This is a genomic window from Nocardia sp. NPDC087230 (assembly GCF_044744725.1).
GTDB classification, from domain to species: Bacteria; Actinomycetota; Actinomycetes; order Mycobacteriales; family Mycobacteriaceae; genus Nocardia; species Nocardia canadensis.
In genome coordinates this window covers 119,873-144,741 of record NZ_JBIUYV010000004.1, presented here as the reverse complement: position 1 = coordinate 144,741, position 24,869 = coordinate 119,873, and the positions used below count along the sequence as shown (strand labels likewise).

The window sequence follows — 24,869 nt, the reverse complement described above, 5'->3', positions numbered from 1 at the left end:
GTCAGCTCGGCGCGTTCGGCGTGCCGGAGTACAGGCTGACCTCGCCGTTCTCCCCGAGGAAGGCGTTGACCAGCATGATCCGCTGCGCCAGGAGATCGTCGGGCTCGGGCGCGCTGGTGGTGATCGAGATCTGCGGTATCGCAGCCCAGTTCACCACGTAGCGCTCGGGTGGGCCGTCGTCGTCGGACAGGCGCGCGAGCCGGAACACCGAGACGGCGCGGCGCTCCATGAGGTCGCGCACGACGTCGGCGATTCGCTGCGGGTCTTCCAGCGCGAACAGGAACCCGAAGGTCAGTTCGGGTGAGGACACATAGGCCGGCACATTTATCGAGGTTAGTGCATGCGGTGCCGTCCGCGGCGGGTACCGCCGATCCGATTGCCGGAAATGTGCGGATGAGTAACACAGGAGAAGTCGCGTGGTGACCCCGCCGTAACGGTGCATAACAATTTCCGCAGACCAGGCGATTTGTACACCATACTATTGCGCGGTCGCGCCGAATCGCGCTTTCCTGGTGTTGTCCCGATTTTCCCCGGGTCGTCTTCCTCGCCGCAGCGTCGCGGATATTCGTCGACGCCCGGGCGGGGCTACGCCGGTGCCGGGGAGTGCACCTCCCCCGAATCCTCCCCGGCTCTGGCGTATCCAAGCATGAATTCAGCGTATTCAGGGGCGTGCACCATGCCGTTCGATCCCGGTCATCGTGTGGATGCCACGCAATTCCCGCCACCCTCGGCGCTGTTGCGGGCCTTCCTGGAACCCCCCGGCTCCGACCCGATGCGGCACCGCGTCCTCGACGCGGCCACTCGGCTGGCTCGCTGCCACGACCGCAGACACCAGGCGATCGAGGCGGCTCGCGCGCCGGAGGCCACCAGCGGCCGGATCGCGGCCTGCGGCAAATTGATCGATCAGATCGACGGCGACCGCGCCACCCTCATCGCCCGCATCGACGACTGGGTCGCGGCCAATGTGGCGCACCGGGCGGGCGCCTCGCTGCACACCGAGACCCTCGGCGCGGTGATCGACCGGATGGCAGCGAAATGGATCGCCGCCCAGCGGGCGCTGGGCGGCGATCCGATCGAGAAGACGACCCAGCGGCAGTGGGAGGCGCGCACCCATCTGCACTGGTGCCGGCTGGCCGAATTGACCGACGGCTACCGGGATCTGATCACCGATGTCACCGAACACCGCAGGCGGTTGCCGGTGTGGTGACGATCAGGCTTTGTCGCCGGGAACCGGCTCGGTGACCTCGACCTCGACCTCGACGGGTTCGGTGACGCCGCCGTCGGTGGTCACGTCGGCCTCGACGAACTCCGGATAGGCCCGCTCGGCGTCGAGTCGCTGCTCGGCGTCGCGGCGGGCCGCCGCGGCGGCCTCGTTCATCTCGATCGCGTCGGTGATGAACTCACCGATCTCGCGCGCGACCTCGGCGACCGCCCCGGTGATCAGCGTGGCGATATTGCCGACATGCCGGGCACCGGAGGACGTCAATTCCTGGACAAGATCTTTGTTGCTTTCGAATTTGCCGACCATTTACACGCCCACTTCGGTTGCCTTCCGATTACGCACAACGATAACACCGGGCGTCGGCGTCCTCTTGACCAAGCGATCCGGCAACGCCAGCAGGAAGATCTTGGCCCAGACCGAGCCGATCTGCTTGGAGAAGCGGCCGGTGTTGTAGGGCAGGCCGTACTTCTCGGCCAGCGCCTTCACCTCGGGCGCCATTTCCGGGTACCGGTTGGCCGGGATGTCCGGGAACAGGTGGTGCTCGATCTGGTGCGACAGGTTGCCCGACATGATGTGGAACAGCTTGGAGCCCTTGATATTGGCCGAGCCGAGCATCTGCCGGACGTACCATTCACCGCGGGTCTCGACCTCGGTCTCCTCCTTGGTGAACGTCTGCACGCCCGCCGGGAAGTGACCGCAGAAGATGATCGAGAAGGTCCACAGGTTGCGCACCAGGTTGGCCGCGGCGTTGCCGGCCAGGGTGTGCAGGAACAGCGGGCCGGTCAGCGCGGGGAAGACCACATAGTCCTTGAGGACCTGCTTGCTCGCCTTCTTGCCCTGCCCCTTGAGCAGCGGCTTCAGGTCGGACCACTTGCGCTTGCCCTTGATGATGTTGTCGGCCTCGAGGTCGTGCACCATCACGCCCCACTCGAACAGCACCATCAGCAGGAAGGCGTAGATCGGGTTGCCCAGGTAGTAGGGGTTCCACTTCTGGCCCTCGTCGATGCGCAGGATGCCGTACCCGATGTCGCGGTCCATGTCGTGGACGTTGGTGTAGGTGTGGTGCATGTAGTTGTGCGAGTGCTTCCACTGGTCGGCCGGGCAGACCGTGTCCCAGTCGAATTCGCGGGAGTTGATGCCGCGCTCACGCATCCAGTCGTACTGACCGTGCATGACGTTGTGGCCGATCTCCATGTTGTCGAGGATCTTCGACACACCGAGCGCCGCCACGCCCGCCAGCCAGAACGGCGGCAGGAAGCCCAGGTACATCAGCCCGCGGCCGGCGATCTCGAAGCCGCGCTGGGTCTTGATGATCTTGTAGATGTAGTCGCGGTCGCGTTCGCCGAGATCGGCTTCGACGCGGGCGCGCAGGTCGTCGAGCGCCTGGCCGAGTTCCTCGACCTGCTCCGGGGTCAGGATGACCGGGCCGTCTTTGCCTTCGGTGAGGATCGTCATGGCTGTATCTCCCCTTGGTTGATTTCTCGGTGATCTAGAGAGCGATGTCGACGTCGCCGACGGCCGTGTTCACGCAGATCTGGATCTGCTTGTCGGGATCGGCGTCGAGCTCGCCGGTGCGCAGGTTGCGGGTGCAACCGGAGACCTTGGTGGCGGTGCAGGAGAAGCAGATCCCCATGCGGCAGCCGTATTCCGGGGTCAGTCCGGCCGATTCGGCCTGCTCGAGCAGCGATGCTCCGGTGTTGTCGGCAGCGACGTCGCTGCTGGAGAAGGTGATGGTGCCGGTGGCCTCGGCCGGGTCGGCCGGGACGGTGGTGAGGGTGAACTCCTCGCTGTGCACCCGATCGGCGAGACCCTCGGCCTCGAAGATCGTCTGCACGGCCCGCATCAGCGGCGGCGGACCACAGACGAAGGTCTGCGCGTCGGCGAACCAGGGCGCGACGCGCTCGAGCTCGTCGTAGTCGAAGAACCCACTGCCGGTGGAGGTTTCCCCATCGATGACAGTGCCGGGCTCGACCGGGTAGCGGTACTCGACCCGGAAGTTGGGACGGCGGTTGGCGATCGCGGTCAGCTCGGCCCGGTGCGGCACCATCTCGGGCTGACGCGCGTAGTGCAGGAAGGTGACTTCACCGGTGAAGCCCTCCGCATCGAGCGTACGCAACATCGACAGCACCGGGGTGATGCCGCTGCCGCCGCTGACCAGCAGCACCCGGTCCGGGCGCTGTTCGGGCAGGGCGAAGACGCCGGCGGCGGGCGCCAGGTCGACGACCATGCCGGGCTCGGCGTGGTCGTGCAGGTAGTTCGAGACCAGCCCGCCCGGGTGCGCCTTCACCGTCAGCTGGAGGAAGCGGTCGCCGCGGCTCTCCGGATCGATCGGCGAGTAGCAGCGGGTGTGCCGCACGCCGTTGATCGAGACGCCGATCTGCACGTACTGACCGGCGCTGTGGCCACGCCACTGCCGGGAGGCGCGCAGGGTGAGCGTCACCGAGCCCGGCACCGCACGCGAGACGTGGGTGATCTCGGCGCGCAGTTCCCGTGCGGTGAGCGCGGGAGAGACGAGCTCCAGGTACCGGTCCAGCGGATGCGGCGTCGTCAACGTCTGCACCAGGTCGATCAGTCCCACCATGCGTCTTACCCCTCTGCGGAAGTCCTTCGGCATGCGATTCACATTTCAGTGCACGCCTGTACACTCACTAGTGTGCCGGATGGACCCAGCCCGCTGTCAACCGGCAAAGATGTGAGGCGGGCAACATATCCAGGGAAGCGACTATGGTGAACGGATGTATGCTCACCGATGTGACTGAGCAGGCAGGAACCCGCAACGAGCGCAAGGCGCACACCCGTGCGGCCCTCCTCGAAGGCACCCTGACGCTGGCCGCCGACCGCGGATTCGCGGCATTGAGCCTGCGGGAGATCGCCCGCTCGGCCGGCATCGTGCCGACCGCGTTCTATCGCCATTTCGCCTCGCTCGACGATCTCGGCGCCACGCTGGTCGACGAGGGCGTGACGGCGCTGCGCCTGGCATTGCGCGAGGTCAGACGCAAGCCGGACGCACACCTGGCCGACACCGTGCGGTTCGTGTTCGAGCAGGTGGGGGCCAAGCGCGCCCTGTTCGGCTTCCTCATCCGCGAACGCCACGGCGGGCCTGCCCCGCTGCGCCAGGCCATCGCGATGGAGATGCAGCTGATCGTGCGCGAGATCGTGGCCGATCTGTCCCGGCTGCGCGCGCTGGACAACTGGAGCACCACCGAGCTCGAGATCGCGGCGGACCTATTGGTCACCACGGTCACCGACGGCATCGCCGCCTATGTCGCGGCGACACCGCGCGAGGAGTCGGCGGTGGTCGAGCGCACCGTCATGCAGATGCGCCTGATCGCGCTGGGCATCGGCGGCTGGGTTCCCAAACCCGCTGACTGAGGGATGTTTCCGGTGCTGTGGCCGCATGCGGTCCATGGTGTAACACACCCCACATGCCGCACAGCCGGAATTTCAGAGTACGGGCGTACACACAATGGGGGCCGCCCCGATCTGGTGAACAACCACTAGGTTGCGGCCACCGCGGACGCGGGCGCGCGCACCGGCAGCAACACGAGCAGTCCGGCCGCCAGGACGACGAGCAGGCCGGCGATCCCGGCTCGGTCGCTGTGGAACACCGAGACGAACACCCCGAACAGCGCCGGCGCGAGGAACGAGACCGCCCGCCCGGTCGTGGTGTACAGCCCGAACATCTGACCCTCGCGCCCCGGCGGCGCCAGGCGCGCCAGGAACGAACGCGCCGAGGCCTGCGCGGGCCCGACGAACACGGTGAGCGCGAGCCCGAAGATCCAGAACATCAGCGAGCCCGAGACCACCAGCAGCACCAGCCCGCACGCGAGCATGCCGATCAGCGAGGCCACGATGACCCGCTTGGGCCCGAGCGAGTCGTCGAACCGGCCCGCCGCGATCGCCGCGGCACCCGCAACGACATTGGCGGCGATGCCGAACAGCAGCACGTCGGCGTCGGCGAAGCCGTACACCTGCACCGCGAGCACCGCGCCGAAGGTGAACACCCCGGCCAGCCCGTCCCGGAAGACGGCGCTGGCGAGCAGGAACCACACCGTGTGCCGGTCCTGGGCCCACAGTTCGCGCACATCACGCCACAGCACCCGGTAGGAACCGAGGACCCCGGCCCGCGCCGCGCCGGGGTCGGCGGTGGTGCGCGGCAGTTCGGGCACCGCGAACAGCACCGGCAGCGCGAAGACGGTGAACCAGACCGCCGCCAGCACGATGGCCAGGCGCACGTTGAGGCCCTGATCAGTGGGCATCCCGAGCACGCCGCGGGTGTCGCCGTCGCCGGCCAGGAAGCCCACGTAGCAGATCAGCAGCAGCACGATGCCGCCGAAATAGCCCATCGCCCAACCGAATCCGGACACCCGCCCGACCGTGGCCGGGGTCGAGACCTGCCGCATCATGGCGTTGTAGGGCACGCCGGCCAGCTCGAACACGGCCGAGGCGAAGGCCAGCAGCGCCAGTCCGAGCCACAGATCGTGGTAGTCGTCGTGAACGAAGAACATCAGCGACATCGCGCCGACGGTGAGCGCCGTGAGGGTCGCCAGGGCCCGCTTGCGTGAGCCGACCGCGTCGAAGTACTGCCCGCAGACCGGCGCCGTCAGCGCGACGACCAGCCCCGCCGCCGCGAGCGCCCAGCCCAGCCAGGCACTGGCCGGGGTGTCGCCGGGCAGGTCGTCGCCGACCTTGTCGGTGAGATACACCGAGAACACGAAGGTCAGCGTGACGGCCTGGAACGCCGAGGACCCCCAGTCCCACAATCCCCACGCCACTACCTGCCCGCGTCCGGCCGCCTCGCCGACGGTCTCGGCCGCGTTCACCTCGGTCATGGCCGAAGCGTAATGGGGATCGCGACTCCCGGCAGGGCACATCGGCGTTTCGGCACGCCGTCATTTCATATGAACCTGGTTGCATAGTACCGAGCGTTCCGGATACCCTCGTCGCATGGCACTGGAGCACGCGCTGCTGGTCTCGCTCAGCGAACGGGCCGGCTCGGGCTACGAGCTCGCCCGCCGATTCGACAAGTCGATCGGCTACTTCTGGAGCGCTACCCACCAGCAGATCTACCGGGTGCTCAAGCGTATGGAGGATTCCGGCTGGGTGACCGTGGAATCGGTCGCTCAGCAGGGAAAACCCGACAAGAAGGTGTATTCGGTCGCCCCTGCGGGCCACACCGAACTCGCCCGCTGGATCGCCGAACCCACCGAGTACAGCCCGTCCCACGACGAACTCGGTGTGAAGATCCGCGGCGCCGCGCACGGCGACATCGACGCCGTGCTGGGCGAGGTGGCCCGCCACCGCGCCCAGCACGCGCAGCGACTCGACGAGTACCGCCTCAGCGAAAAGAAATTCTTCCCGGCGCCGGACCAGCTCTCCGGCACCGCTCTGCACCAGTATCTGGTGCTGCGCGCGGGCATCCGCGCGGAGTCCGGCTACGTCGAATGGTGCGACGAAGTACTGCAGGCCCTGCGACCCCGAAAAGGTGACGACCTTCCATGACCGCCTATCCCCACCTGTTCGAGCCACTCGACCTCGGCCACACCACCCTGCGCAATCGGGTGGTCATGGGCTCCATGCACACCGGCCTGGAGGACCGGGCCTGGGACACCAACAAGCTGGCCGCCTACTTCGCCGAGCGCGCCCGCGGCGGTGTCGGCCTGATCATCACCGGCGGCTACGCCCCCAACCGCACCGGCTGGCTCGCGCCGTTCGGCGGCAAGCTGACCACCAAGTCCGAGGCCTACCGCCACCGCCGGATCACCAAGGCGGTGCATGCCGAGGGCGGCAAGATCGCCATCCAGATCCTGCACGCGGGTCGCTATTCCTACATGCCGACCAGCGTGTCGGCCTCGGCGGTGAAGTCGGCGATCAACCCGTTCAAGCCGCGCGCGCTCTCGGCCAAGGGCATCGAGAACACCATCGACGACTACGCCCGCTGCGCCGAACTGGCCAAGTTCGCCGGCTACGACGGCTGCGAGATCATGGGCGGTGAGGGCTATTTCATCAACCAGTTCCTCGCACCGCGGGTGAACAAGCGCACCGACAAGTGGGGCGGCACCGCCGAGAACCGGCGCAGGCTGCCGGTGGAGATCGCCAAGCGCATCCGCGCCGCCGTCGGCCGCGACTTCATCATCGTGTTCCGGCTGTCGATGGCCGAGCTGGTGGAGAAGGGCCAGACCTTCGACGAGATCATCGCCCTGGCACAGGAATTGGAGGCCGCGGGCGTCGATATCCTCAACACCGACATCGGCTGGCACGAGGCGCGGGTGCCCACCATCGTCACCTCGGTGCCGCGCGCGGCGTTCGTGGAGTTCACCGCCAAGGTCGCCCGCCGGGTGAACATCCCGGTCTGCGCGTCGAACCGGATCAACATGCCCGAGATCGCCGAGGAGATCCTCACCCGCGGCGACGCGGCGCTGATCTCGCTGGCCCGGCCGCTGCTGGCCGATGCCGAATGGGCCAACAAGGCCCAGGGCGACCGCGCCGACGAGATCAACACCTGCATCGCCTGCAACCAGGCCTGCCTCGACCACGCCTTCGGCAACAAGAAGGTGTCGTGCCTGGTCAACCCGCGTGCCGGCAACGAGACCACGCTGCAGCTGCTGCCGACCCGGCGCGCCAAGCGGTTCGCGGTGGTCGGCGCCGGTCCGGCCGGGCTCTCGGCCGCGGTGAGCCTGGCCGAGCGCGGCCATCACGTCGACCTGTTCGAGGCCGACGACAAGATCGGCGGCCAGTTCGACATCGCCCGCCGCATCCCCGGCAAGGAGGAGTTCGACGAGTCGATCCGCTACTTCCGCCGCAAGATCGAGCTCACCGGCGTCACCCTGCACCTGCAGAAGCGGGTCACCGCCGACGAGCTGATCGCGGGCGAGTACGACTCGGTGGTGCTGGCCACGGGCGTGCGCCCGCGCATCCCCGACATCCCCGGCATCGATCACCCGATGGTGCTGTCCTACGCCGAGCTGGTGAAGGAGGCGAAGCCGGTCGGCAAGAAGGTCGCGGTGATCGGCGCGGGCGGCATCGGCTACGACGTGAGCGAATTCCTCACCGTCGAAGGGCATCCCACGCTCAAGCTCGACGAGTGGAAGGAGGAGTGGGGTGTGGACTCCGAGGACGAGCAGGTCCGCGGTCAGCTCAAGCAGCCCAAGCCCTCCCCCGCCGCCCGCGACGTGGTGCTGTTGCAGCGCAAGTCGACCCCGTTCGGCAAGGACCTCGGCAAGACCTCCGGCTGGGTGCACCGTGCGGCGCTCAAGGCCAAGGGCGTCGAGCAGCTCGGCGGCGTGAACTACGAGCGTATCGACGATCAGGGCCTGCACATCAGCTTCGGTGAGAAGCACGAGAAGCCGCGGGTGCTCGAAGTCGACAACGTGATCGTCTGCGCCGGTCAGGAATCGGTGCGCGAGCTGGAAGAGCCGCTGCGCGCGGCCGGTGTCGACCTGCACCTGATCGGCGGCGCCGAACTGGCCGCCGAGCTCGACGCCAAGCGGGCCATCGCCCAGGGCACCCGCCTGGCGGCGCGCCTGTAATCCCCCGACCCGGTCGTCCGACGCGAGGGACGATCGTCGCACCGCCCCGTCCACCGAACTCGCATCCGGTGGGCGGGGCGGTGCTCTGCGCGGGCCCGGACGACGCCGTGGCGCCCTCGCCCGGCGGGGACGATCGGCTACCCGGCCGCCAGGTCACGAACCAGAGCACAGAGATCCCGTCCGGCGGCTGTCCGGAACCAGGACAGATGGCCGAGCAACCAATCCTGGTAGGCGATCTCGGCATTGCGCGGTTCATCGGCGACCGTGAGGAAGTAGTCGATCTCGGAGAGCTCGTAGCCGAGGTGGACCACCGGGAGGAGCTCGGCGAGCACGGCTTGTTCGGCGGGCGCGAGCGGACGCTCGGAGCGATAGCCGTCGATCAGCGCGCGCACCTGGTCCGCACGAACGTGGGCCGCTCCACCGTCGCGCAGCGAAACCCATTCCACCGCAGCGCGTTCGATCGCGGTGGCGAGGTCGAAGACGGCGGTGGTGCGATCGGCTAGGCCGAAGTCGAACACCGAGGTCACCTCGCCGCCGTCCCAGAGCAGGTTGGTGGCGTGCCAGTCGCCGTGCGTCCACAGCGGGCGCACCCCGGCGAGATCGACTCGTAGATAAGGTATTTCGGTGCGCCAGTCACGGTCGGCGAGGAACCGCGCGACCGCGGGGCGGCGGGCGATATGCCATTCGACGGCGCGCACGACGTCTTCGCCGTGGAGACTCGCCACGAGCGGGCGCGCCGGTCGGGCGGGGGCGTCGAAACCCGCTGCGGCCAGGTGCATTCGGGCCAGCATCGCGCCGGCGGCCGTCGCATCGCCGGGCGCGCGGTACGGGGTCCAGGAGAAGTCGGTGCGATACCGGTCCTCCCCCACTCCGGCCCGGTGGACTTCGTAGACGAAGCCGGGCCCGCGGCGCACCGAGGCGGCCACGCGCGATTCGGCAGCGGGCCGGGCCTGCCTTTTCCGTGGTCGTCCACCGGCTCCGGGCGCGATGTCGTCCGGGTGGGGATCGGGCGCAGATTCGGCCGCTCGCACACCGACGGACCGGATGCCCAGGGTTGCCCGCACGTCGGGCACCGGAATGCCCGCGGCGCGCAAGTGCGCCATGAACCGGTGTTCCTCGGCCAGCGCGGCCAGGTCACGAAGGTTCAGCGGCAGGCGCTTCACGACGACCCGCGCACCGTCGCGCAACCGCACGCCCACCGTCGACGACAGCGGACGCGCACTGTGCCACTCGATCCCGGCGGGCTCGGGTCCGCCCCAGGTCGCGGCGACCGCCCGGCTGACCTCGTCCTCGGTCAGCGGCGGCCAGGTCGGCGCGGCGGTCGGCTCGTCGCCCATCCCGAACACCCGCGGTCCGGTCACGACAGGCACGCCCGGGTCGGTCGGGCTTGGTCGGCGGAGCGGGCGCGCGGCGGCTCGGTGACTCGCGGGGGCGCTTCCCGATCGGCCCGGCGGTTCGGTGATTCGGTCGTCATCGCGGAGATCAGCCTAGGGCCAGCGCGCGCCCGCGCGGTCGACGTGGCCGCCGCCCGGCCGAGCCCGATCCCCTAAGCTCCCCGTGTGAGCTTGCCCTCCCCCACTGCAGACAATCGTGCCGTCGTCACCGGCGCGTCCTCCGGAATCGGCACCGCGTTGGCCGCCGAGCTGGCCGGGCGCGGCTACTCGTTGATCCTGGTCGCGCGGCGCGGTGAGATCCTCACCGAGCTGGCCCAGCGGCTGACGCTGGCGCACGGGATCACCGCCGAGGTGCGCGCGGTCGACCTCGCCGATCGGACGCAGCGGGCGAGCCTGGTCGACGAACTGGCCGTGCGCGACATCGCGATCCTGTGCAACAACGCCGGCATCGCCACCTTCGGACCGGTCGCCGAGCTGGACTTCGCCTACGAGCGGGCGCAGATGGAACTCAACGCGACCGCCGTGCACGATCTGACCCTGGCCGTGCTGCCGGGCATGATCGAGCGCAAGGCCGGCGGCATCCTGATCAGCGGCTCGGCCGCGGGCAATATGCCGATCCCGAACAACGCCACCTACGCCGCGTCCAAGGCGTTCGCCAACACCTTCTCCGAGTCGCTGCGCGGCGAGCTCAAGGGCACCGGCGTGAACGTCACCCTGCTGGCGCCCGGCCCGGTGCGCACCGAGACCCCGGCCCCCGAGGACGCCTCGATCGTGGACAAGATGGTCCCCGACTTCCTCTGGGTCTCCTCCGAGTACACCGCCAAGGTGTCCATCGACGCGCTGGCCCGCAACAAGATGCGCATCGTGCCCGGCCTGATCAGCAAGGGCATGAGCGTCGCGGGCAACTACGGTCCCCGCGCCGTGACCGCCCCGATCGCGGGCGCCTTCTACAAGAAGCTGGGCAGCTGATCGTCCCCTGACGGGTTGTGCGTCAGCAACCCGTCAGGAAGCGGCGCCGGGTGGTCAAGGACCCGTCAACATCGAGTTCAGCGGCCCACCAACGGCGTAGTCCTGGAATCGGCCCCGCCATCGGAACGCGGGGGCGTCCCCAGGAGACCACCGTGACGTTGCTCGAGATCTTCCCCTCGTTGCGCGCGACCACCGTGCCGCGGCTCGACCCCGCGGTCTGGCCGGCCGACACGCACTACGACCAGGACGGCCGGATCACCCTCGGCGCGGTCGCCCTCGCCGATATCGCCGACGAGTTCGGCACCCCCGCGCACGTGGTCGACGAAGCCGAGGTGCGCGAACGCTGCCGCGCCTACCGCAAACACTTCCCCGACGCCGAGATCGTCTACGCGGGCACCGCGCTCATGGTCGGCGCGGTGGCGCGCTGGGTCGTCGAGGAGGGCCTGTCGGTGCAGGTCGGGTCCGCCGGTGAGTTGTCGGTCGCGCTGGCCGCCGGGATCGAGCCGCGCCGGATCGTGCTGCACGGCAACGGCAAGACCTTCGACGAACTGAAGACCGCCGTCGGCTGCGGCGTCGGTCGCATCGTCGTCGGCTCGCTCACCGAGATCACGCTGCTGGCCGCGCTGGCCACCGCCCCCCAGCAGGTTCTGCTGCGCGTCGCCACCGGTATCGATGTGCCCGGCAGTCCGGAATTCGGGTTCCCGCTCGGTAGCACTTCGCTCGAGACCGCGGTCGCCAGGGTCGCGGCCCAACCGCATCTGCGGCTCATCGGCCTGCACTGCCACCTCGGCGCGCAGATCCACAATCCGGACCACTACGGCGAGGCGATCCGCCGCATGATCGGCGAGCTGGCCTGGATCGACGCCGAGTACGGCATGGTGCTGACCCACCTCGACATCGGCGGCGGGCATGCGGTGGCCTACCGCAGCGGCGACGCCGAGCTGAACCTGCGCGAGCTCGCCGACATCCTCGACGACGCGCTGGACGCCGCCTGCGCGCGCCACCGGTTTCCGCGGCCCGCGATCACCATGGAGCCCGGCCGCGCGATCGTCGCGCGGGCCGGCGTCACGCTGTATCGGGTGCTGTCGGTCACCGAGACCGCCGAGGGCGGGCATCGGGTGATCGTCGACGGCGGCGGCTGTGGCGGGCAGGGCCGTGGCCACGGTGGGGCGCTGGTGGTCAACCGACACCCCACCGGCGCGCAGATGACCGCATCGGTCGCGGGCAGGCACAGCGAGACCGGTGAACTCCTCGCCACCGAGGTGCGGCTGCCCGCCGACCTGCGGCCGGGCGAAGTGCTCGCACTGCCGTGCACCGGGGCTTATCACCACGGGCTGGCCTCGACCTACAGCACCGTCGGCAGGCCGCCGATCATCGCAGTCGCCGCAGGGCGGACCACGCAGCTGCTGCGCCGCGAGACCACCGCCGACCTGCTGATGCGCGAACTCGGCTGACGCCTCGCGCCGGGCGCCGTCCGGGCTGGTGGCGACGCCCGCCCCACGCCTAGGATCAGACATGTCGGGGAAATCGAACAAAACCGACCCACGGTGTGCTCGTCCGGTGACCAGTGCACCGGAAGAGGCAGCCATGAAGACCGACACGAAACATCAGCCAGGCATTCGCCGACTGTTCCTTGGTCTCGCGGTAGCAGGTGCGACCCTCACCTTTGCGCCGGCGGTGGCGGCACCCGTCATCGCCGCACCCGCCACCACCGCAGGCGTGGCGCTGACCGAGTATCCGCGCTGCGACGACTGGAACAACCGCCACGGGGACTACTGCGACCGCGACCGCGGCCACCGCTGTGACAACGACTGGTACGGCCGCAACCACTGGAACGACCGCAATTGGGACTACTGCGACCGCGGTCGCGGTGGCGGCCACAACAATGGGTTCCCCTGGGGATGGTTCGGCAGCAGCTGAGCCGCATCGCTCCCACATCGCACGGCCGGAACCGACCGCCGACCGTGCGACGGCCGGCGCCCCGCTACCGGCGCCGGGTACCGAAGATACTGCGGCTGATCTCCCGACCAGCCGCGCTGGCCGCTGACCGCAGGAAACTCTTCACCGCCGGATTCTTCATGATCCGCTCGGCCGCCGAATCCTCCTCCGGCCGCGCCCGGCCCGGCGCCTGCGGCGCGGGCGGGGCCGGATCGGCGGCGGCCACGCTGGCCAGCAGCATCTCGTAGGCCGATTCACGGTCGATGCTCTGTCCGTACTTGCCCTGCAGGGGACTCGACAGCGCCTTGGACTTGATCGTCTCGTCACCGATGGTGTCCATCAGCGAGCGCGGCGGCACGATCTTGGTCCAGGCCACCGGGGTCGGCGCGCCCTTCTCCGAGAGCACCGTGACCACGGCCTCACCGGTGCCCAGCGAGGTCAGCGCCTCCTCCAGGTCGTACACCGTCGACTTGGGGTAGGTGCGCACCGTCTTCGACAGCGCCTTCTGATCGTCGGGGGTGAACGCGCGCAACGCGTGCTGGATGCGCGCGCCGAGCTGGGACAGCACCGGATTCGGGATGTCGGTGGGCAGCTGGGTGCAGAAGAACACCCCGACGCCCTTGGACCGGATCAGCTTCACCGTCTGCTCCACCTGCTGCAGGAACGCCTTGGACGCCTCGGCGAACAGCAGGTGCGCCTCGTCGAAGATGAAGACCAGCTTGGGCTTGTCGACGTCACCCACCTCGGGCAGCGTCTGGAACAGATCGGCGAGCACCCACATCAGAAAGGTGGAGAACAGCACCGGTCGCGCCGCCTGCTGACCGAGTTCGAACAGCGTGATCACGCCCTGCCCGCCCGCGGTGCGCAGCAGATCGGCGGGATCGAGTTCGGGCTCGCCGAAGAACGTGTCGCCGCCCTCGGCTTCCAGATTCACCAGCGACCGCAGGATCACCCCCGCCGTCTGCGCCGAGACACCGCCGATGCCCTTGAGGTCGTCCTTGCCCTCGGGACTGGTCAGATGGGTGATCACCGCGCGCAGGTCCTTCAGATCCAGCAGCGCCAGGCCGCGCTGGTCGGCCCAGTGGAAGATCAGGCCGAGCGTGGATTCCTGGGTGTCGTTGAGACCGAGCACCTTGCTGAGCAGGATCGGGCCGAACGAGGAGATGGTCGCCCGGATCGGCACGCCGATGCCCCCGGTGCCGAGCGAGACGAACTCGGTGGGAAACCCGCTCGGCGCCCAGTCGGCGGCACCGGTTTCGGCGGCCCGCGCCTTGATCTTGTCGTTGTCCTGGCCCGGTTCGCTCAGCCCCGACAGGTCGCCCTTGACGTCGGCCATCACCACGGGAACGCCCGCCCGGGACAGCTGTTCGGCGATGCCCTGCAGCGTCTTGGTCTTACCGGTGCCGGTGGCGCCGGCGACCAGGCCGTGGCGGTTCATCATCCGCAGCGGAATGCGCACGCGCGCAGCGGGATCGGTCACACCGTCGACCATCACCGTGCCGAGCTCGAGCGCGGGTCCGTCGAAGGCGTAACCCGCCGCGATCTCCGCCGCCGCACCGGACGCCGCCTGCGCCGGTTCGGCACTGGACGCGGCGGCTTCCCGCTCGGCCGCCTCCGCGGCCGCGGCCGCCTCCGCGGCGACCCGCGCCGCCTCCTCGGCCGCCTTGCGTGCCGCTGCCGCCTTTTCCTGGGGGGTGGTCATTCGCGCGTCCTCCGTTTGGTCACAACTGCCGTACGCAAGAAATGCTCGAAACGTCTGCGGGGAATTCCAAGCAAACTGTATCGCCCGTTAGGGTGGCTCAGGTGTCAGACAAACTCTTGGTCTGGATGGATTGCGAGATGACGGGGCTCCGTCTCGACAGCGACAAGCTGATCGAGATCGCCGCGCTCGTGACCGACAGCGACCTGAACATTCTCGGTGACGGTGTCGACATCGTCATCCACGCCGACGACGCCGCGCTGGCCTGCATGCCACCGGTCGTCGCCGAGATGCACGCGAAATCCGGTCTCACCGAAGAGGTTCGGCGCTCGACCGTGACCCTCGAGCAGGCCCAGGCCGAGGTACTCGACTACATCCGCCAGTACGCGCCCACCGCGCGCACGGTGCCGCTGTGCGGCAACTCGATCGCCACCGACCGTGGCTTCATCGCGCGCGACATGCCCGAACTCGACGAGCACCTGCACTACCGGATGGTCGACGTGAGCTCGATCAAGGAACTGTGCCGCCGCTGGTACCCGCGCATCTACTTCGGGCAGCCGGAGAAGGGTCTGGCACACCGCGCCCTGGCCGACATCAAGGAATCCATCCGCGAGCTCGAGTACTACCGCCGCACCGCGTTCGTGCCGCTGCCCGGCCCGTCCACCACCGAGATCGCGGCCGTCGCCGAAGCGGTCACCGAGGCCATCGATGTCACCGGATCAAGCCCCCGACCAGCGGATTAGGGCCTGACGCCCGAAACACGCTAGTATCTACGGCGCCGGTGATTCACCGGTGATGGTGAGTGTAGTTCAGTTGGTAGAGCACCAGGTTGTGATCCTGGCTGTCGCGGGTTCGAGTCCCGTCACTCACCCCGAGAAGGAAAGCCCGGTCCGCGAGGACCGGGCTTTCCGCGTTTTCCGGTATCCCCTGTCACAGTCCCCGCCGCACCGTCGTCGTCTCGGTGGACCACCGAGAGAACTGAGGAATTCGACCATGGGAATCGACGAACTGCGCGGCACCGTCCGGGGCGCCGTGCTGCTGCCGGGTGACGCGGGCTTCGAGCAGGCCGCCCGGCCGTGGAACGTGGCGGTGACCCAATCGGTCGGCGCCGTCGTCACGGCCACCGACGCCGAGGACATCGCCGCCACGGTCGGCTGGGCCCGGCGCGCGGGCCGCACGGTGGTGACCCAGCCGACCGGCCACGGTGCCACCGGCGACATCGACGACGCCGTCCTCCTGCGCACCGGCGCGCTCGACGACATCGCGATCGACCCGGTGCGGCGACGGGCCCGGGTCGGGTGCGGCGCCCAGTGGGGCCGCGTGCAGGCCGCCGCGGCGGCGCACGGACTGTCGGGCCTGGCGGGCAGCAATCCCGTCGTCGGCGTGACGGGGTACACCCTGGGCGGCGGGTTCGGCTGGCTGGCCCGTGCGCACGGCTGGGCGTCGAACGCGGTCCGCGCGTTCGACATCGTCGACGCCGAGGGCGTGCGCGGCCTGGTCGACGCCGAATCCGACCCCGACCTGTTCTGGGCGCTGCGCGGCGGCGGTGGCGACTTCGCGATCGTCACCGCGCTCGAGTTCGATCTCGTCGAGCTGCCCCGGCTCTACGGCGGCCGGGTGAGCTGGTCGGCCGAGCGCACCCACGAGGCGTTCGCGCTGTTCACCGCGCTCACCACCGACGCGCCCCCGGAACTGTCGGTGTGGCTGCAGCGCTATCAACTGCCGGGCGCGGCGCCCACGGTCGCCATCGACTTCGCCTACCTCGGCGAGCCTGCCGACGGCCGCGCGCTGACTCGCGGCCTCGACGCGCTGCCGGGCGCGCTCGCCGACACCAGGGCGGCGATGACGGCCGACCAGCTCGGCACCATCACCGCCGAGCCGACCGATCCGAGCCCCTCGCTCTCGCGGGGCGAACTGCTCACCGATCTCGGCGACGCGGTGGTGAAGACCCTCGTCGACGCACCGGTGGCGCCCCTGCTCAATATCCAGATCCGCGGCCTCGGCGGAGCACTCGCCGAGGCCGCTCCGCACGACGGCGCGCGCGGACCGGTCACCGAGCCGTACGCGCTCTATCTCCTCGGGCTGGGCCTGCCGCACCTGGTCGACGACGTCACCGCCGGGTTCGCCGCGATCCTCGACCAGCTCGGCCCGCACCGCACCGGCGCCAAGCCCTACACCTTCCTCGCGCCCGGCGAGTCGGCGAGCGCGGCGTTCGACGAGGCGACGCTGGCCCGGCTGCGCCGGATCAAGCGCGACCGTGACCCGCATCAGGTGCTGCGGGCCAATTTCCCGGTCCTGGCGTGACGCTAGCGGGCGGCGGCGCGGCTCGCCCGGTGCCTGCGGACCGCCGAGCGGTTCGCGCATGCCGGGCTGCAGAAGCGCTGCCGTCCGTTGCGTGAGGTGTCGGCGTACACGCGCGCGCAGTCCTGCGCGGCGCAGCCGCCGAGGCGGTCCATGCCGAGCCCGGTCAGATGCAGCGCGGTGCCGACGGTGATGAGCGCCGCGATCTGCCGGTCGGTGGCGACGCCGGGGTCGCGGAAATGCAGGTGCCAGCCGTCGCCGGCATGGTCGGTCAGCCGGGGCGCGGCGGCGTACTCGCCCAGCAAGGTGTTCAGCAGCGCGGCGCGGTCGGCGGGATCGACGCACTCGACCACGCGGCGCCAGCGCGTCAGAAACGCCGTCACGGACGTCAGATCGGCGTCGGTGGGCGGCGTGGACAGCACCAGTCCGGCCGCCGCGCAGCGTCGCCCCAGTTCGGCCGCGCTGTCACACGGCCGGTTGAGCAGGTCGACCCCGAGCTGCACCGGCTCTCGTCCGTAATGGTTGTAATGCACAATGCCATTACATCAGACTCGAAGCATGACCAGCCATCCCACCCACACCTGGCGGATCGAGTCCTGCCACCGCACCAGCGAGGGTCTCGTCGCCTATCAGCGGTGCCGCTGCGGCGCGCGCCGGGTCGTCGTCGGCGATCCCGGCGTCAGCATCTCCGGCGAACTGCGCGGCAACGACGACGGGCTCGCAGCGACCGCCTAGCGACTCCGGGCAGCGCCATGACGAACATCACGTTTGCCCGCTACACTCTGGACCACTGCCCAGATGTGGGGCATCTCTCGTCAGCGTTCGACCGGAAAGACCACTTGATGAAGCGTTCCACCGTCGTCGCGGCCTTCGCGGCCGCCACCGCGCTCGGCCCGATCGCGGGGACCGCGGCGGCCGAGTCGCCCGGCCTGCCCCTGTCCCCGTATGTCGCCGCCGCGCCGACGGCCACCGGCGATTTCGGCCTGCCCAGCGACAAGCCCGAGTCGGGGTCGGCGCAGAGCGGCTCCACCACCGGCGTCGAGACCACCGGCTCTTCCGGCACCGGCTCGGCCGGCCTGCCCAACCTCGACCGGCTGCTGTTCGGCGGCCGCATCCTCTGCGGAGCGCTCGGCAGCGCGCTGGCCGTCGCCGGCGAGGCGATGATGGACTGCGCCGACCTGCCGACACCCGCCTGAACCACCCCGTTCACGCACGAAGGGCCACCGGAAACCTCCGGTGGCCCTTCGCTTTTCGCGCGGATCAGGCGACGTCGGCGTTGCCCGCCTTCCATTCCGGCCACGGGATGTTCCAGTCCCCGAGACCGTCGACACCGGACAGGGTGCCGCCGACGGTGTTCTTCACGATGGTGATGTCACCACGCTTGGCGTTCTCGTACACCCAGCGGGCGTTGGCCGGGCTGAGGTTCAGGCAGCCGTGGCTGGCGTTGGAGTAGCCCTGCTGCCCCACCGACCACGGCGCGGAGTGGAAGAAGATGCCGCTGTAGGAGATTCGCGTCGCGTAGTCGACCGGGGTGCGGTAGCCGTCCGGCGAGTTCACCGAGACGCCGTAGGTCGAGGAGTCCATGATGATCTTCTCGTGCCGGTCGCTGACGATGTAGATGCCGTTGTCGGTGGGCGTGGAGTCCTTACCCATCGAGGTCGGCATGGTCATGATCACCTGACCGTTGCGTTCCACCGTCACCTGGTGGGTGTTGTCGTCGGCGGTGAAGATCTGCGCGTCGCCCACGGTGAAGAACGAGTGGATGTTGTCCTGGCCGTACAGCCCCTTGCCGAGGTCCTTGCCGTAGACGTTCACATCGATCGTCACCTTGGTGCCCGGTGCCCAGAAATGCTCTGGGCGCCAGCGCACTTCGCGGTTGTTCACCCAGTAGAAGGCGCCCTCGACCGCGGGCTCGGTGGTGATCTTGATGGCGTCCTGCGCGGCCCGGCGATCGGGGATGTTCTCGTCGAACTGGATGGCCACCGGCTGACCGATGCCGACCACCTCGCCCTCGCCGGGGAGCAGGTACGGCTTGGTCTGGCTGTTCGGCGAGCTCGTGGTGAAGCTGAGCGTCGTCGAGTTCACGCCGCCCAGACCCATCGCGGAGGCCGTCAGCTTGTAGGTCTTGCCGTAGCCGAGCACCTCACTGGTCGCCCAGGAACGGCCGTCGGCGGCCAGCTGGCCCGCGACCGGGCGCCCCTCCTTGTTCGTGAGCGTGACCTCGGTGAACTTGCCGTCCTCGACCTGGAAGGCCATCGGCATACCGGGCGAGACGCCGACCTGCCCGTCCTTGATCGTGGACACCAGCTTCGGCTTGATGAGTTCGGTGATCGGGTTGCGGTCGATCGCCACCTCGACCCCCGCGCCCTCAGCCGCCGAGCAAGCGGACGCGCCGAGCGCGAAGACCGCCAGCAACGCCACCGGAACGATCGTCCGCAGCGACCGATGTCGCCCCCGAGTCTTACCCATGTCAACCCCGTTTCCGTACCGACGCAATAACTGTGTGCGCCGCAGATCCCATCGACGCCTATCGCTCGTGCCATCCGCGTCGACGGGGGCGGTCGAGATCGTCGTCCCGCCATTCTGCCAGCCCGCCCGGTCGCCACCAACGGGAAAGCCCCCGCGACACGACCAAGTCACAATCGTTAGATACGCCGCGGGGCCTCCGCCGTTAACAACCCGAAGAGTGCCGCATTGTTGCTGGTCAGAGCCCGATTTCACTTTCCGGCCCGAAGCCTGTTAATGTTTGTTCCGCACCGGAGAGCGGGGCCGAGGGAGACACCGAGAGGTTCTCTCCCAGAGTCGCGGTCCGAGCAAACCAAGCGCCATTAGCTCAATTGGCAGAGCAGCTGACTCTTAATCAGCGGGTTCGGGGTTCGAGTCCCTGATGGCGCACAACAGACCGCATCCCGGCAGTTACCGAAACTGCCGGGATGCGGTCTTTCTACGTCCGGTCGTCTGTCCGATAACGGTCACGAGGTCGTTATCGAACCGCCATGGACAGCGGCCCATCACATCACAGCAGTCACGATCCGGACAGGCTGGAGCTGCGCAAACGCTCGCCAAACCCGATTTCCGCAAACTTTTTCTGTGACGCGCGGCACATCTTTCGAGGCGGCAAACTCCCTGCGTAGATAACGATTCCGCAACTGCGCAGGGAACCGACCAAGATCGGCAGCGTTTGCCGTTCAGGTCTCGTTCACCTTCTGTTAACCCACCGTGACCATTCTGCAATCAGGTCACAAACAGACCTGCGGTTTGGTTAGCCCCGGAGTATCCAACTTCGAAGAGCACGAGAACCGAACAGCGCGTGGTCTCCCCGCAGCCAGCTGTGGAGCACCGTGCGACGCGCGGACCGCCATCGAGCGTCCGACCTCCTGACAGCGTCGCACATTCCCATACAGACAGAAACAACACATCGCCTGACCGGCGTGCGCCGCTGCGTGCGCTGCGCGATCCACCGCGCCTCCCCACCGGGGCCTGCGGTCGCCAGACAGAGATGAAGGAACAGAACAGCAATGCTCAACAAAGACAAGCTCAGCACCGTTATCGGCCGTCGTTCGCGCCGTGAGGCGTTCACCGTGGCGGTCGCCGCGGTCGGTCTGGTCGCCGTAGCCGCGTCCTCCGCCGTCTCCTTCGCCGACGACAGCGTTCCCGAGCGTGCTGCCATGGTCGTCGAGCAGGCGGAGAGCATCCCCGCCGTCGGCGCCGCCCCCGCCATCCAGGCGATCCCCGCCCCGGCCCCCGCGCCGGAGGCCGCTCCGGCCCCCGCGCCCGCTCCCGAGGCCGCCCCGGCCCCGATGCCCGAGCCGGCTCCCCCCGTGTACCCGGACAACCTGGACGGCTGGATCCGCCAGGCCCTCGACATCATGGCCGCCAAGGGCATCCCCGGCACCTACGAGGGCATCCACCGCAACATCATGCGCGAGTCGACCGGTAACCCCCAGGCGATCAACCTGTGGGACTCCAACGCCGCGATGGGCATCCCTTCCAAGGGCCTGCTCCAGGTGATCGACCCGACCTTCGCCGCGTACCACGTCGAGGGCACCCCCTTCGACGTCTGGAACCCGGTGTCCAACATCGTGGCGGCCTGCAACTACGCGGCGCACCGCTACGGCTCGATGGACAACGTCAACAGCGCCTACTGAGCCACCTGACGGATCAACGCCCGTGCCCCGGTCATCGCCCGACCGGAGCGCGGGCGTTCGTCGTAGAATCGCCCCCGTGCCAGACAGCGCCGATCAGGCACCCGATCACGCGCATTCCGACGCGGCCACCGCGAGCCGCGTCGCCAAGGCCCGCAGGCTGGCCGCCTACCTCTGGGACCGCGATATCCGCGGTGCCGAGCTGCTCGCCCTGCCCGCGGCCACCCTGCGCAAGCTGGCCAGGGCCGCCGACACCAATCCGCCGAGCACCGGCGAGACCTGGCAGGTGGTCGCCGACCTGCTCGAGCAGAAGGACGCGTGGGCGGCCCGCAATCCCGGGCACGCCGCCGCGGTCCGCGCCAACGCCGACGAGAAGCTGCTGTGGGTGAAGCCGCCCGTCACCCCGTGGACGACGGGGTCCTGAGCCGCGCCGTCAGGACACGACGAGACCGATCGCGAGCGCGACCATGATCACCGCGATCACCGAATCGAGCACCCGCCACGCGATCGGCCGCGCGAACAGCGGCCCGAGGCGGCGCGCGCCGTATCCCAGCGCCAGGAACCAGCCGATGCTGGCGAGCATCGCTCCCCCGGCCAGGAACCAGCGGTCCGGGCTCGCGTAGGTGCTCGCGAAGGAGCCGAGCAGCACCACGGTGTCCAGGTACACGTGCGGGTTGAGCCAGGTCAGAGCCAGACAGGTGAGGACCGAGGCACCCACGGCCACCGAGGCGCCCGCCGCGTCGGCGATCAGCGCCGACGAACTCAGCGCCCGCCGCGCCGCCAGCACCGCGTAGCCGAACAGGAACGCCGCCCCCGCGTACCTGGCCACCGTGAGCACCGCCGGCACCGCCTCGACGACGGTCCCGAAGCCCGCGACCCCGGCCGCGATCAGCACGATGTCGGACACGGCGCAGACCGCGATCACCGGCAGCACATGCTGCCCGCGCACGCCCTGGCGCAGCACGAACGCGTTCTGCGCGCCGATCGCCACGATGAGGGAGAGCCCGAAGCCCAATCCGGAGAGGGCGGCCAGTGCCGCGGAGGATGCCGTCACGTCGTTCGACGTTAAGAGGGCATCAATTTTCAGGCCAGCTAATGATTCTTCACTACCATTAGAATTTCTTACATGGATCTGCAGCTGGACCAGTTGCGCGCGCTCGACGCGGTGCTCACCGAGGGCACCTTCGAGGCGGCGGCGCGGCGGTTGACCGTCACCCCGTCGGCGATCAGCCAGCGGATCAAGGCGCTCGAGGAAGCCGCGGGCCGCATCCTGGTGCAGCGCTCGAAACCGGTGCGCGCCACCGAATCCGGGCTCGCGGTGCTGCGCTTGGCCCGGCAGGTGGAACTGCTCGCCGCCGACACCGCCCGCGAGCTCGGCGACGTCGACCGGCCCGCCGGGCGGCCGGCGCGGATCCCGATCGCCGTCAACGCCGATTCGCTGGAGACCTGGGTGATGCCCGCCCTGGCGAGGGTGGGCGACCAGATCTGCTTCGAACTGCATCGCGAGGACGAGGAACACACCACGCGACTGCTGCGCGACGGCACCGTGATGGCGGCGATCACCTCGACCGCGACGCCCGTCCAGGGCTGCAAGGTCGTCGCGCTCGGCGCCATGCGCTACCAGTCGCTGGCGACGCCGGATTTCGTCGCGGACTGGTTCCCCGACGGCGCGCGCCCCGGCTCGTACGCGCACGTGCCGATGATCCAGTTCGACCGCAAGGACGATCTCCAGTTCCGCCACGTCGGCCGCCGGTCGACCCTGCCGATCGACCCGCCGATGCATTTCGTGCCGTCGTCGAACGCCTTCGGCGACGCGGTGCGCCTGGGCATGGGCTGGGGCATGCTGCCCGACCTGCAGACCGAAAAGGAGAGGGCCGAGGGCACACTCGTCAATATCGACGGCCGTGCCCACATCGACGTCCCGCTCTACTGGCAGCAGTGGAAGCTCGACTCCCCCGCGCTGGGCAAGACCGCGGCGGCCATCGTGGCGGCCGCCGCGGACAAGCTGATCCAGCCGGTGCGGTGATCTCGAACCGTCACGTGGCCCTCGTCAGACCTTCTTCACCACACTGGACTTCAATTGCATCGGTCCGATGCCGTCTACCTTGCAGTCGATGTCGTGATCACCGACGCCCTGCACCAGGCGGATGTTGCGCACCTTGGTGCCCGCCTTGATGCCGGTCGGACTGCCTTTGACCTTGAGGGTCTTGACCACCGTCACGGTGTCGCCGTCGGCGAGCACATTGCCGACGGCGTCGCGGATCACGTCGGCACCGGCGTCGTCGGCACCGGCGGGCGACCACTCGTTGGCACACTCCGGGCACACCAGCAGGGCGCCGAGCTCGTAGGTGTATTCGCAGGAACAGGCGGGACAGGGCGGCAGCGAATCGCTCATCGGTATTCCTTCGGGGAGATCAAGCGGCGGAGAGGAATTCGACGAGGACCCGGTTGATCTCGTCGGGCTGTTCGAGGTAGCCGTAGTGCCCGCACCGTTCGATCTCGGCATAGCGGGCGCCGGGGATAGCCTCGGCGACCTCGCGGCAGAACCGCGCGGGCACCATCTGGTCGTCGGCGAATCCGACGACCAGGCTGGGCACGGTGATCCCCCGGTAGGCCTCGCGGCGGTCCTGGGAGCGGTCCATCCCCAGCTGGGCGCGGGTGCCGGGAGTGCCCTTGCCCGAGGTGAATTCGAAGATGTCGAGCCACTCCTGCGCCTTGGCCGGGTCGGCCAGGGTGTGCGGGGACAGGTTCAGCATCGCCTTGACCGCGGCCGCGTACTCCGGGGGCAGCGCGATCCCCTTGTCGAACAACGCCTGTTCGCCGCGGTTGAGGGTGCTCGACACCGGGTGCGGCCGCGCGGTGGCCGCGAACATGACGGCCTTGCCCAGCAGTTCGGGACGGGCCAGCGCGAGCTCGGCCACCACCCGCGACCCCATCGACGTCCCGACCACGTGCGCGGGTGCGCCCAGGTGCTCGATCAGGGCGGCGGTATCGCCGACCAGATCGGCCATGGTGATCCCCGCCGCCGACTCCGAGGACGGCGCGATCCCCCGATTGTCGACCGTGACGACCCGAAAGCCTGCCCCGACCAGGGCGGGCACCTGATACGTTCGCCAGACCCGGCCGGGGCTGCCGCTGCCCATCACGAGCAGGACCAGCGGCCCGGACCCGGTGACGTCGTAGTTGAGCTGGATGCCGTTGAGCGAGGCGAGGGGCATATTTCTCCTGTTAGCCTGTTTGCTAAAGTTAGAAAACACCATACCGCCACGGCAGGACGGGGTTCACCACGGTGCCAGGATTGAGCAGGCCGCTGTACCAGATGAAGGCCGACTTCTTCAAAACCCTCGGCCATCCGGTCCGTATCCGGGTGCTGGAGTTGCTCAGCGAGCGCGAACACGCGGTCTCGGAGATGCTGCCCGAGGTCGGCGTCGAGGCGGCGAACCTGTCTCAGCAGCTGGCCATCCTGCGCCGGGCCGGCCTGGTAACCGCGCGACGCGAGGGACTGTCGGTGACCTACGAACTCACCTCGCCGCGCGTGAAGGAGCTGCTGATCGTGGCTCGCGCGATCCTGACCGGCGTAGTCGCCGGGCAGGCGGAACTCCTCGAGAACCCCGAGTCCACCGTGGCCTGACCCACCCGCTCCCCACCGGGCCACCTTCACCCACTGATTGC

General features: G+C 69.0%; 27 protein-coding genes and 2 tRNA genes. 17 read left to right on the top strand and 12 right to left on the bottom strand.

All coding sequences use genetic code 11. The features are described 5' to 3' along the window. Position 1 precedes the first annotated feature (1 nt). On the bottom strand, positions 2–310 hold the full coding sequence (locus ACIO52_RS16260) for a hypothetical protein (protein ID WP_308248619.1): 309 nt from the start codon (positions 308–310) through the stop codon (positions 2–4). 390 nt (positions 311–700) lie between these two features. On the opposite strand from ACIO52_RS16260, the gene ACIO52_RS16255 reads away from it, so the two are divergent. Continuing rightward, on the top strand, positions 701–1,207 hold the full coding sequence (locus ACIO52_RS16255) for a DUF4254 domain-containing protein (protein ID WP_308248620.1): 507 nt from the start codon (positions 701–703) through the stop codon (positions 1,205–1,207). A 3-nt stretch (positions 1,208–1,210) separates the two neighbouring features. Here ACIO52_RS16255 and ACIO52_RS16250 read toward each other — a convergent pair whose 3' ends face one another. From ACIO52_RS16250 to ACIO52_RS16240, 3 genes are read right to left on the bottom strand one after another with little or no spacing between them, the layout of a single operon-like run. Continuing rightward, complete coding sequence (locus tag ACIO52_RS16250; RefSeq protein ID WP_394358671.1) at positions 1,211–1,486, bottom strand: hypothetical protein; 276 nt, start codon at positions 1,484–1,486, stop codon at positions 1,211–1,213. Positions 1,487–1,528: 42 nt separating this feature from the next. Then, positions 1,529–2,677 (bottom strand): acyl-CoA desaturase, encoded by a 1,149-nt coding sequence (locus tag ACIO52_RS16245; protein WP_218720849.1) that lies wholly within the window; start codon positions 2,675–2,677, stop codon positions 1,529–1,531. A 34-nt stretch (positions 2,678–2,711) separates the two neighbouring features. Further along, on the bottom strand, positions 2,712–3,803 hold the full coding sequence (locus tag ACIO52_RS16240; RefSeq protein ID WP_316573831.1) for a ferredoxin reductase: 1,092 nt from the start codon (positions 3,801–3,803) through the stop codon (positions 2,712–2,714). A gap of 143 nt (positions 3,804–3,946) precedes the next feature. Here ACIO52_RS16240 and ACIO52_RS16235 point away from each other — a divergent pair, with 143 nt between their 5' ends. Next, on the top strand, positions 3,947–4,594 hold the full coding sequence (locus ACIO52_RS16235) for a TetR family transcriptional regulator (RefSeq protein ID WP_218720851.1): 648 nt from the start codon (positions 3,947–3,949) through the stop codon (positions 4,592–4,594). A gap of 125 nt (positions 4,595–4,719) precedes the next feature. On the opposite strand, the gene ACIO52_RS16230 is transcribed toward ACIO52_RS16235, so the two are convergent. Then, positions 4,720–6,054: an MFS transporter gene (locus tag ACIO52_RS16230; protein ID WP_316573830.1), complete on the bottom strand. Its 1,335-nt coding sequence runs from the start codon at positions 6,052–6,054 to the stop codon at positions 4,720–4,722. A gap of 115 nt (positions 6,055–6,169) precedes the next feature. Between ACIO52_RS16230 and ACIO52_RS16225 the strand changes: the two genes are divergently transcribed. After that, entirely contained in the window at positions 6,170–6,724 is a 555-nt protein-coding gene (locus ACIO52_RS16225) for a PadR family transcriptional regulator (RefSeq protein WP_218720853.1), read from the top strand. After that, positions 6,721–8,751 (top strand): NADPH-dependent 2,4-dienoyl-CoA reductase, encoded by a 2,031-nt coding sequence (locus tag ACIO52_RS16220; RefSeq protein ID WP_316573829.1) that lies wholly within the window; start codon positions 6,721–6,723, stop codon positions 8,749–8,751. The genes ACIO52_RS16225 and ACIO52_RS16220 overlap by 4 nt, the downstream gene beginning before the upstream one ends. Positions 8,752–8,888: 137 nt before the next feature. Here the strand turns inward: ACIO52_RS16220 and ACIO52_RS16215 are convergent, their stop codons facing one another. Continuing rightward, complete coding sequence (locus ACIO52_RS16215) at positions 8,889–10,112, bottom strand: phosphotransferase enzyme family protein (protein ID WP_402644631.1); 1,224 nt, start codon at positions 10,110–10,112, stop codon at positions 8,889–8,891. Positions 10,113–10,310: 198 nt separating this feature from the next. On the opposite strand from ACIO52_RS16215, the gene cmrA reads away from it, so the two are divergent. The 3 genes from cmrA to ACIO52_RS16200 all read left to right on the top strand — a co-directional run bounded on the left by cmrA (position 10,311) and on the right by ACIO52_RS16200 (position 13,034). Further along, positions 10,311–11,114, top strand: coding sequence for a mycolate reductase (cmrA, locus tag ACIO52_RS16210; protein WP_218720856.1), 804 nt, complete (start codon positions 10,311–10,313; stop codon positions 11,112–11,114). A gap of 152 nt (positions 11,115–11,266) precedes the next feature. Continuing rightward, positions 11,267–12,568: an alanine racemase gene (locus ACIO52_RS16205; RefSeq protein WP_316573827.1), complete on the top strand. Its 1,302-nt coding sequence runs from the start codon at positions 11,267–11,269 to the stop codon at positions 12,566–12,568. Positions 12,569–12,701: 133 nt separating this feature from the next. After that, on the top strand, positions 12,702–13,034 hold the full coding sequence (locus ACIO52_RS16200; protein WP_316573826.1) for a hypothetical protein: 333 nt from the start codon (positions 12,702–12,704) through the stop codon (positions 13,032–13,034). Positions 13,035–13,098: 64 nt separating this feature from the next. Here ACIO52_RS16200 and ACIO52_RS16195 read toward each other — a convergent pair whose 3' ends face one another. Continuing rightward, positions 13,099–14,754, bottom strand: coding sequence for a helicase HerA-like domain-containing protein (locus ACIO52_RS16195; protein WP_402644627.1), 1,656 nt, complete (start codon positions 14,752–14,754; stop codon positions 13,099–13,101). Positions 14,755–14,855: 101 nt separating this feature from the next. On the opposite strand from ACIO52_RS16195, the gene orn reads away from it, so the two are divergent. From orn to ACIO52_RS16180, 3 genes are all read left to right on the top strand, one after another. Next, positions 14,856–15,494, top strand: a complete 639-nt coding sequence (orn, locus tag ACIO52_RS16190) for an oligoribonuclease (RefSeq protein WP_218720860.1) — start codon at positions 14,856–14,858, stop codon at positions 15,492–15,494. A 55-nt stretch (positions 15,495–15,549) separates the two neighbouring features. Beyond that, positions 15,550–15,622: transfer RNA gene (locus ACIO52_RS16185), tRNA-His, on the top strand. A 122-nt stretch (positions 15,623–15,744) separates the two neighbouring features. Further along, complete coding sequence (locus tag ACIO52_RS16180; RefSeq protein ID WP_218720861.1) at positions 15,745–17,055, top strand: FAD-binding oxidoreductase; 1,311 nt, start codon at positions 15,745–15,747, stop codon at positions 17,053–17,055. A gap of 2 nt (positions 17,056–17,057) precedes the next feature. Here ACIO52_RS16180 and ACIO52_RS16175 read toward each other — a convergent pair whose 3' ends face one another. Further along, the gene (locus ACIO52_RS16175) at positions 17,058–17,585 is read right to left on the bottom strand and encodes a CGNR zinc finger domain-containing protein (RefSeq protein WP_218720862.1); all 528 of its coding nucleotides are present in this window, start codon (positions 17,583–17,585) and stop codon (positions 17,058–17,060) included. Between the two features lie 25 nt (positions 17,586–17,610). On the opposite strand from ACIO52_RS16175, the gene ACIO52_RS16170 reads away from it, so the two are divergent. Further along, a complete protein-coding gene (locus ACIO52_RS16170) occupies positions 17,611–17,787 on the top strand; it encodes a hypothetical protein (protein WP_218720863.1) in 177 nt (58 codons plus the stop codon). Between the two features lie 107 nt (positions 17,788–17,894). Next, positions 17,895–18,248, top strand: coding sequence for a hypothetical protein (locus ACIO52_RS16165; RefSeq protein ID WP_218720864.1), 354 nt, complete (start codon positions 17,895–17,897; stop codon positions 18,246–18,248). Between the two features lie 64 nt (positions 18,249–18,312). Here ACIO52_RS16165 and ACIO52_RS16160 read toward each other — a convergent pair whose 3' ends face one another. Further along, complete coding sequence (locus ACIO52_RS16160; protein WP_218720865.1) at positions 18,313–19,521, bottom strand: Ig-like domain-containing protein; 1,209 nt, start codon at positions 19,519–19,521, stop codon at positions 18,313–18,315. A gap of 353 nt (positions 19,522–19,874) precedes the next feature. Here ACIO52_RS16160 and ACIO52_RS16155 point away from each other — a divergent pair. The 3 genes from ACIO52_RS16155 to ACIO52_RS16145 all read left to right on the top strand — a co-directional run bounded on the left by ACIO52_RS16155 (position 19,875) and on the right by ACIO52_RS16145 (position 21,621). Beyond that, a tRNA-Lys gene (locus tag ACIO52_RS16155) sits at positions 19,875–19,947 on the top strand. A 623-nt stretch (positions 19,948–20,570) separates the two neighbouring features. Then, a complete protein-coding gene (locus tag ACIO52_RS16150; RefSeq protein ID WP_218720866.1) occupies positions 20,571–21,200 on the top strand; it encodes a transglycosylase SLT domain-containing protein in 630 nt (209 codons plus the stop codon). Between the two features lie 76 nt (positions 21,201–21,276). Next, positions 21,277–21,621: a hypothetical protein gene (locus tag ACIO52_RS16145; RefSeq protein WP_218720867.1), complete on the top strand. Its 345-nt coding sequence runs from the start codon at positions 21,277–21,279 to the stop codon at positions 21,619–21,621. A gap of 9 nt (positions 21,622–21,630) precedes the next feature. On the opposite strand, the gene ACIO52_RS16140 is transcribed toward ACIO52_RS16145, so the two are convergent. Continuing rightward, positions 21,631–22,251, bottom strand: a complete 621-nt coding sequence (locus ACIO52_RS16140; protein WP_316573823.1) for a LysE/ArgO family amino acid transporter — start codon at positions 22,249–22,251, stop codon at positions 21,631–21,633. Positions 22,252–22,323: 72 nt separating this feature from the next. Between ACIO52_RS16140 and ACIO52_RS16135 the strand changes: the two genes are divergently transcribed. After that, positions 22,324–23,223 carry a LysR family transcriptional regulator ArgP gene (locus tag ACIO52_RS16135; RefSeq protein ID WP_218720868.1) on the top strand — a complete coding sequence of 300 codons (900 nt, stop codon included), beginning with the start codon at positions 22,324–22,326 and terminating at the stop codon, positions 23,221–23,223. A 24-nt stretch (positions 23,224–23,247) separates the two neighbouring features. Here the strand turns inward: ACIO52_RS16135 and ACIO52_RS16130 are convergent, their stop codons facing one another. Further along, the gene (locus ACIO52_RS16130; protein WP_218720869.1) at positions 23,248–23,592 is read right to left on the bottom strand and encodes a zinc ribbon domain-containing protein YjdM; all 345 of its coding nucleotides are present in this window, start codon (positions 23,590–23,592) and stop codon (positions 23,248–23,250) included. 19 nt (positions 23,593–23,611) lie between these two features. Then, entirely contained in the window at positions 23,612–24,415 is an 804-nt protein-coding gene (locus ACIO52_RS16125; protein ID WP_218720870.1) for an alpha/beta fold hydrolase, read from the bottom strand. Between the two features lie 101 nt (positions 24,416–24,516). Here ACIO52_RS16125 and ACIO52_RS16120 point away from each other — a divergent pair, with 101 nt between their 5' ends. After that, positions 24,517–24,828 (top strand): helix-turn-helix transcriptional regulator, encoded by a 312-nt coding sequence (locus ACIO52_RS16120; RefSeq protein ID WP_218720894.1) that lies wholly within the window; start codon positions 24,517–24,519, stop codon positions 24,826–24,828. Positions 24,829–24,869: the final 41 nt, after the last annotated feature.

What these genes read in the sequence shown, in the direction of transcription:
- ACIO52_RS16245 (WP_218720849.1), bottom strand. Translation starts at nt 2,677, where the DNA reads ATGACGATCCTCACCGAAGGCAAAGACGGCCCGGTCATCCTGACCCCG.
- ACIO52_RS16240 (WP_316573831.1), bottom strand. Translation starts at nt 3,803, where the DNA reads ATGGTGGGACTGATCGACCTGGTGCAGACGTTGACGACGCCGCATCCG.
- ACIO52_RS16235 (WP_218720851.1), top strand. Translation starts at nt 3,947, where the DNA reads ATGGTGAACGGATGTATGCTCACCGATGTGACTGAGCAGGCAGGAACC.
- ACIO52_RS16230 (WP_316573830.1), bottom strand. Translation starts at nt 6,054, where the DNA reads ATGACCGAGGTGAACGCGGCCGAGACCGTCGGCGAGGCGGCCGGACGC.
- ACIO52_RS16225 (WP_218720853.1), top strand. Translation starts at nt 6,170, where the DNA reads ATGGCACTGGAGCACGCGCTGCTGGTCTCGCTCAGCGAACGGGCCGGC.
- ACIO52_RS16220 (WP_316573829.1), top strand. Translation starts at nt 6,721, where the DNA reads ATGACCGCCTATCCCCACCTGTTCGAGCCACTCGACCTCGGCCACACC.
- ACIO52_RS16200 (WP_316573826.1), top strand. Translation starts at nt 12,702, where the DNA reads ATGAAGACCGACACGAAACATCAGCCAGGCATTCGCCGACTGTTCCTT.
- ACIO52_RS16195 (WP_402644627.1), bottom strand. Translation starts at nt 14,754, where the DNA reads ATGACCACCCCCCAGGAAAAGGCGGCAGCGGCACGCAAGGCGGCCGAG.
- ACIO52_RS16180 (WP_218720861.1), top strand. Translation starts at nt 15,745, where the DNA reads ATGGGAATCGACGAACTGCGCGGCACCGTCCGGGGCGCCGTGCTGCTG.
- ACIO52_RS16170 (WP_218720863.1), top strand. Translation starts at nt 17,611, where the DNA reads ATGACCAGCCATCCCACCCACACCTGGCGGATCGAGTCCTGCCACCGC.
- ACIO52_RS16165 (WP_218720864.1), top strand. Translation starts at nt 17,895, where the DNA reads ATGAAGCGTTCCACCGTCGTCGCGGCCTTCGCGGCCGCCACCGCGCTC.
- ACIO52_RS16160 (WP_218720865.1), bottom strand. Translation starts at nt 19,521, where the DNA reads ATGGGTAAGACTCGGGGGCGACATCGGTCGCTGCGGACGATCGTTCCG.
- ACIO52_RS16150 (WP_218720866.1), top strand. Translation starts at nt 20,571, where the DNA reads ATGCTCAACAAAGACAAGCTCAGCACCGTTATCGGCCGTCGTTCGCGC.
- ACIO52_RS16135 (WP_218720868.1), top strand. Translation starts at nt 22,324, where the DNA reads ATGGATCTGCAGCTGGACCAGTTGCGCGCGCTCGACGCGGTGCTCACC.
- ACIO52_RS16130 (WP_218720869.1), bottom strand. Translation starts at nt 23,592, where the DNA reads ATGAGCGATTCGCTGCCGCCCTGTCCCGCCTGTTCCTGCGAATACACC.
- ACIO52_RS16125 (WP_218720870.1), bottom strand. Translation starts at nt 24,415, where the DNA reads ATGCCCCTCGCCTCGCTCAACGGCATCCAGCTCAACTACGACGTCACC.
- ACIO52_RS16120 (WP_218720894.1), top strand. Translation starts at nt 24,517, where the DNA reads ATGAAGGCCGACTTCTTCAAAACCCTCGGCCATCCGGTCCGTATCCGG.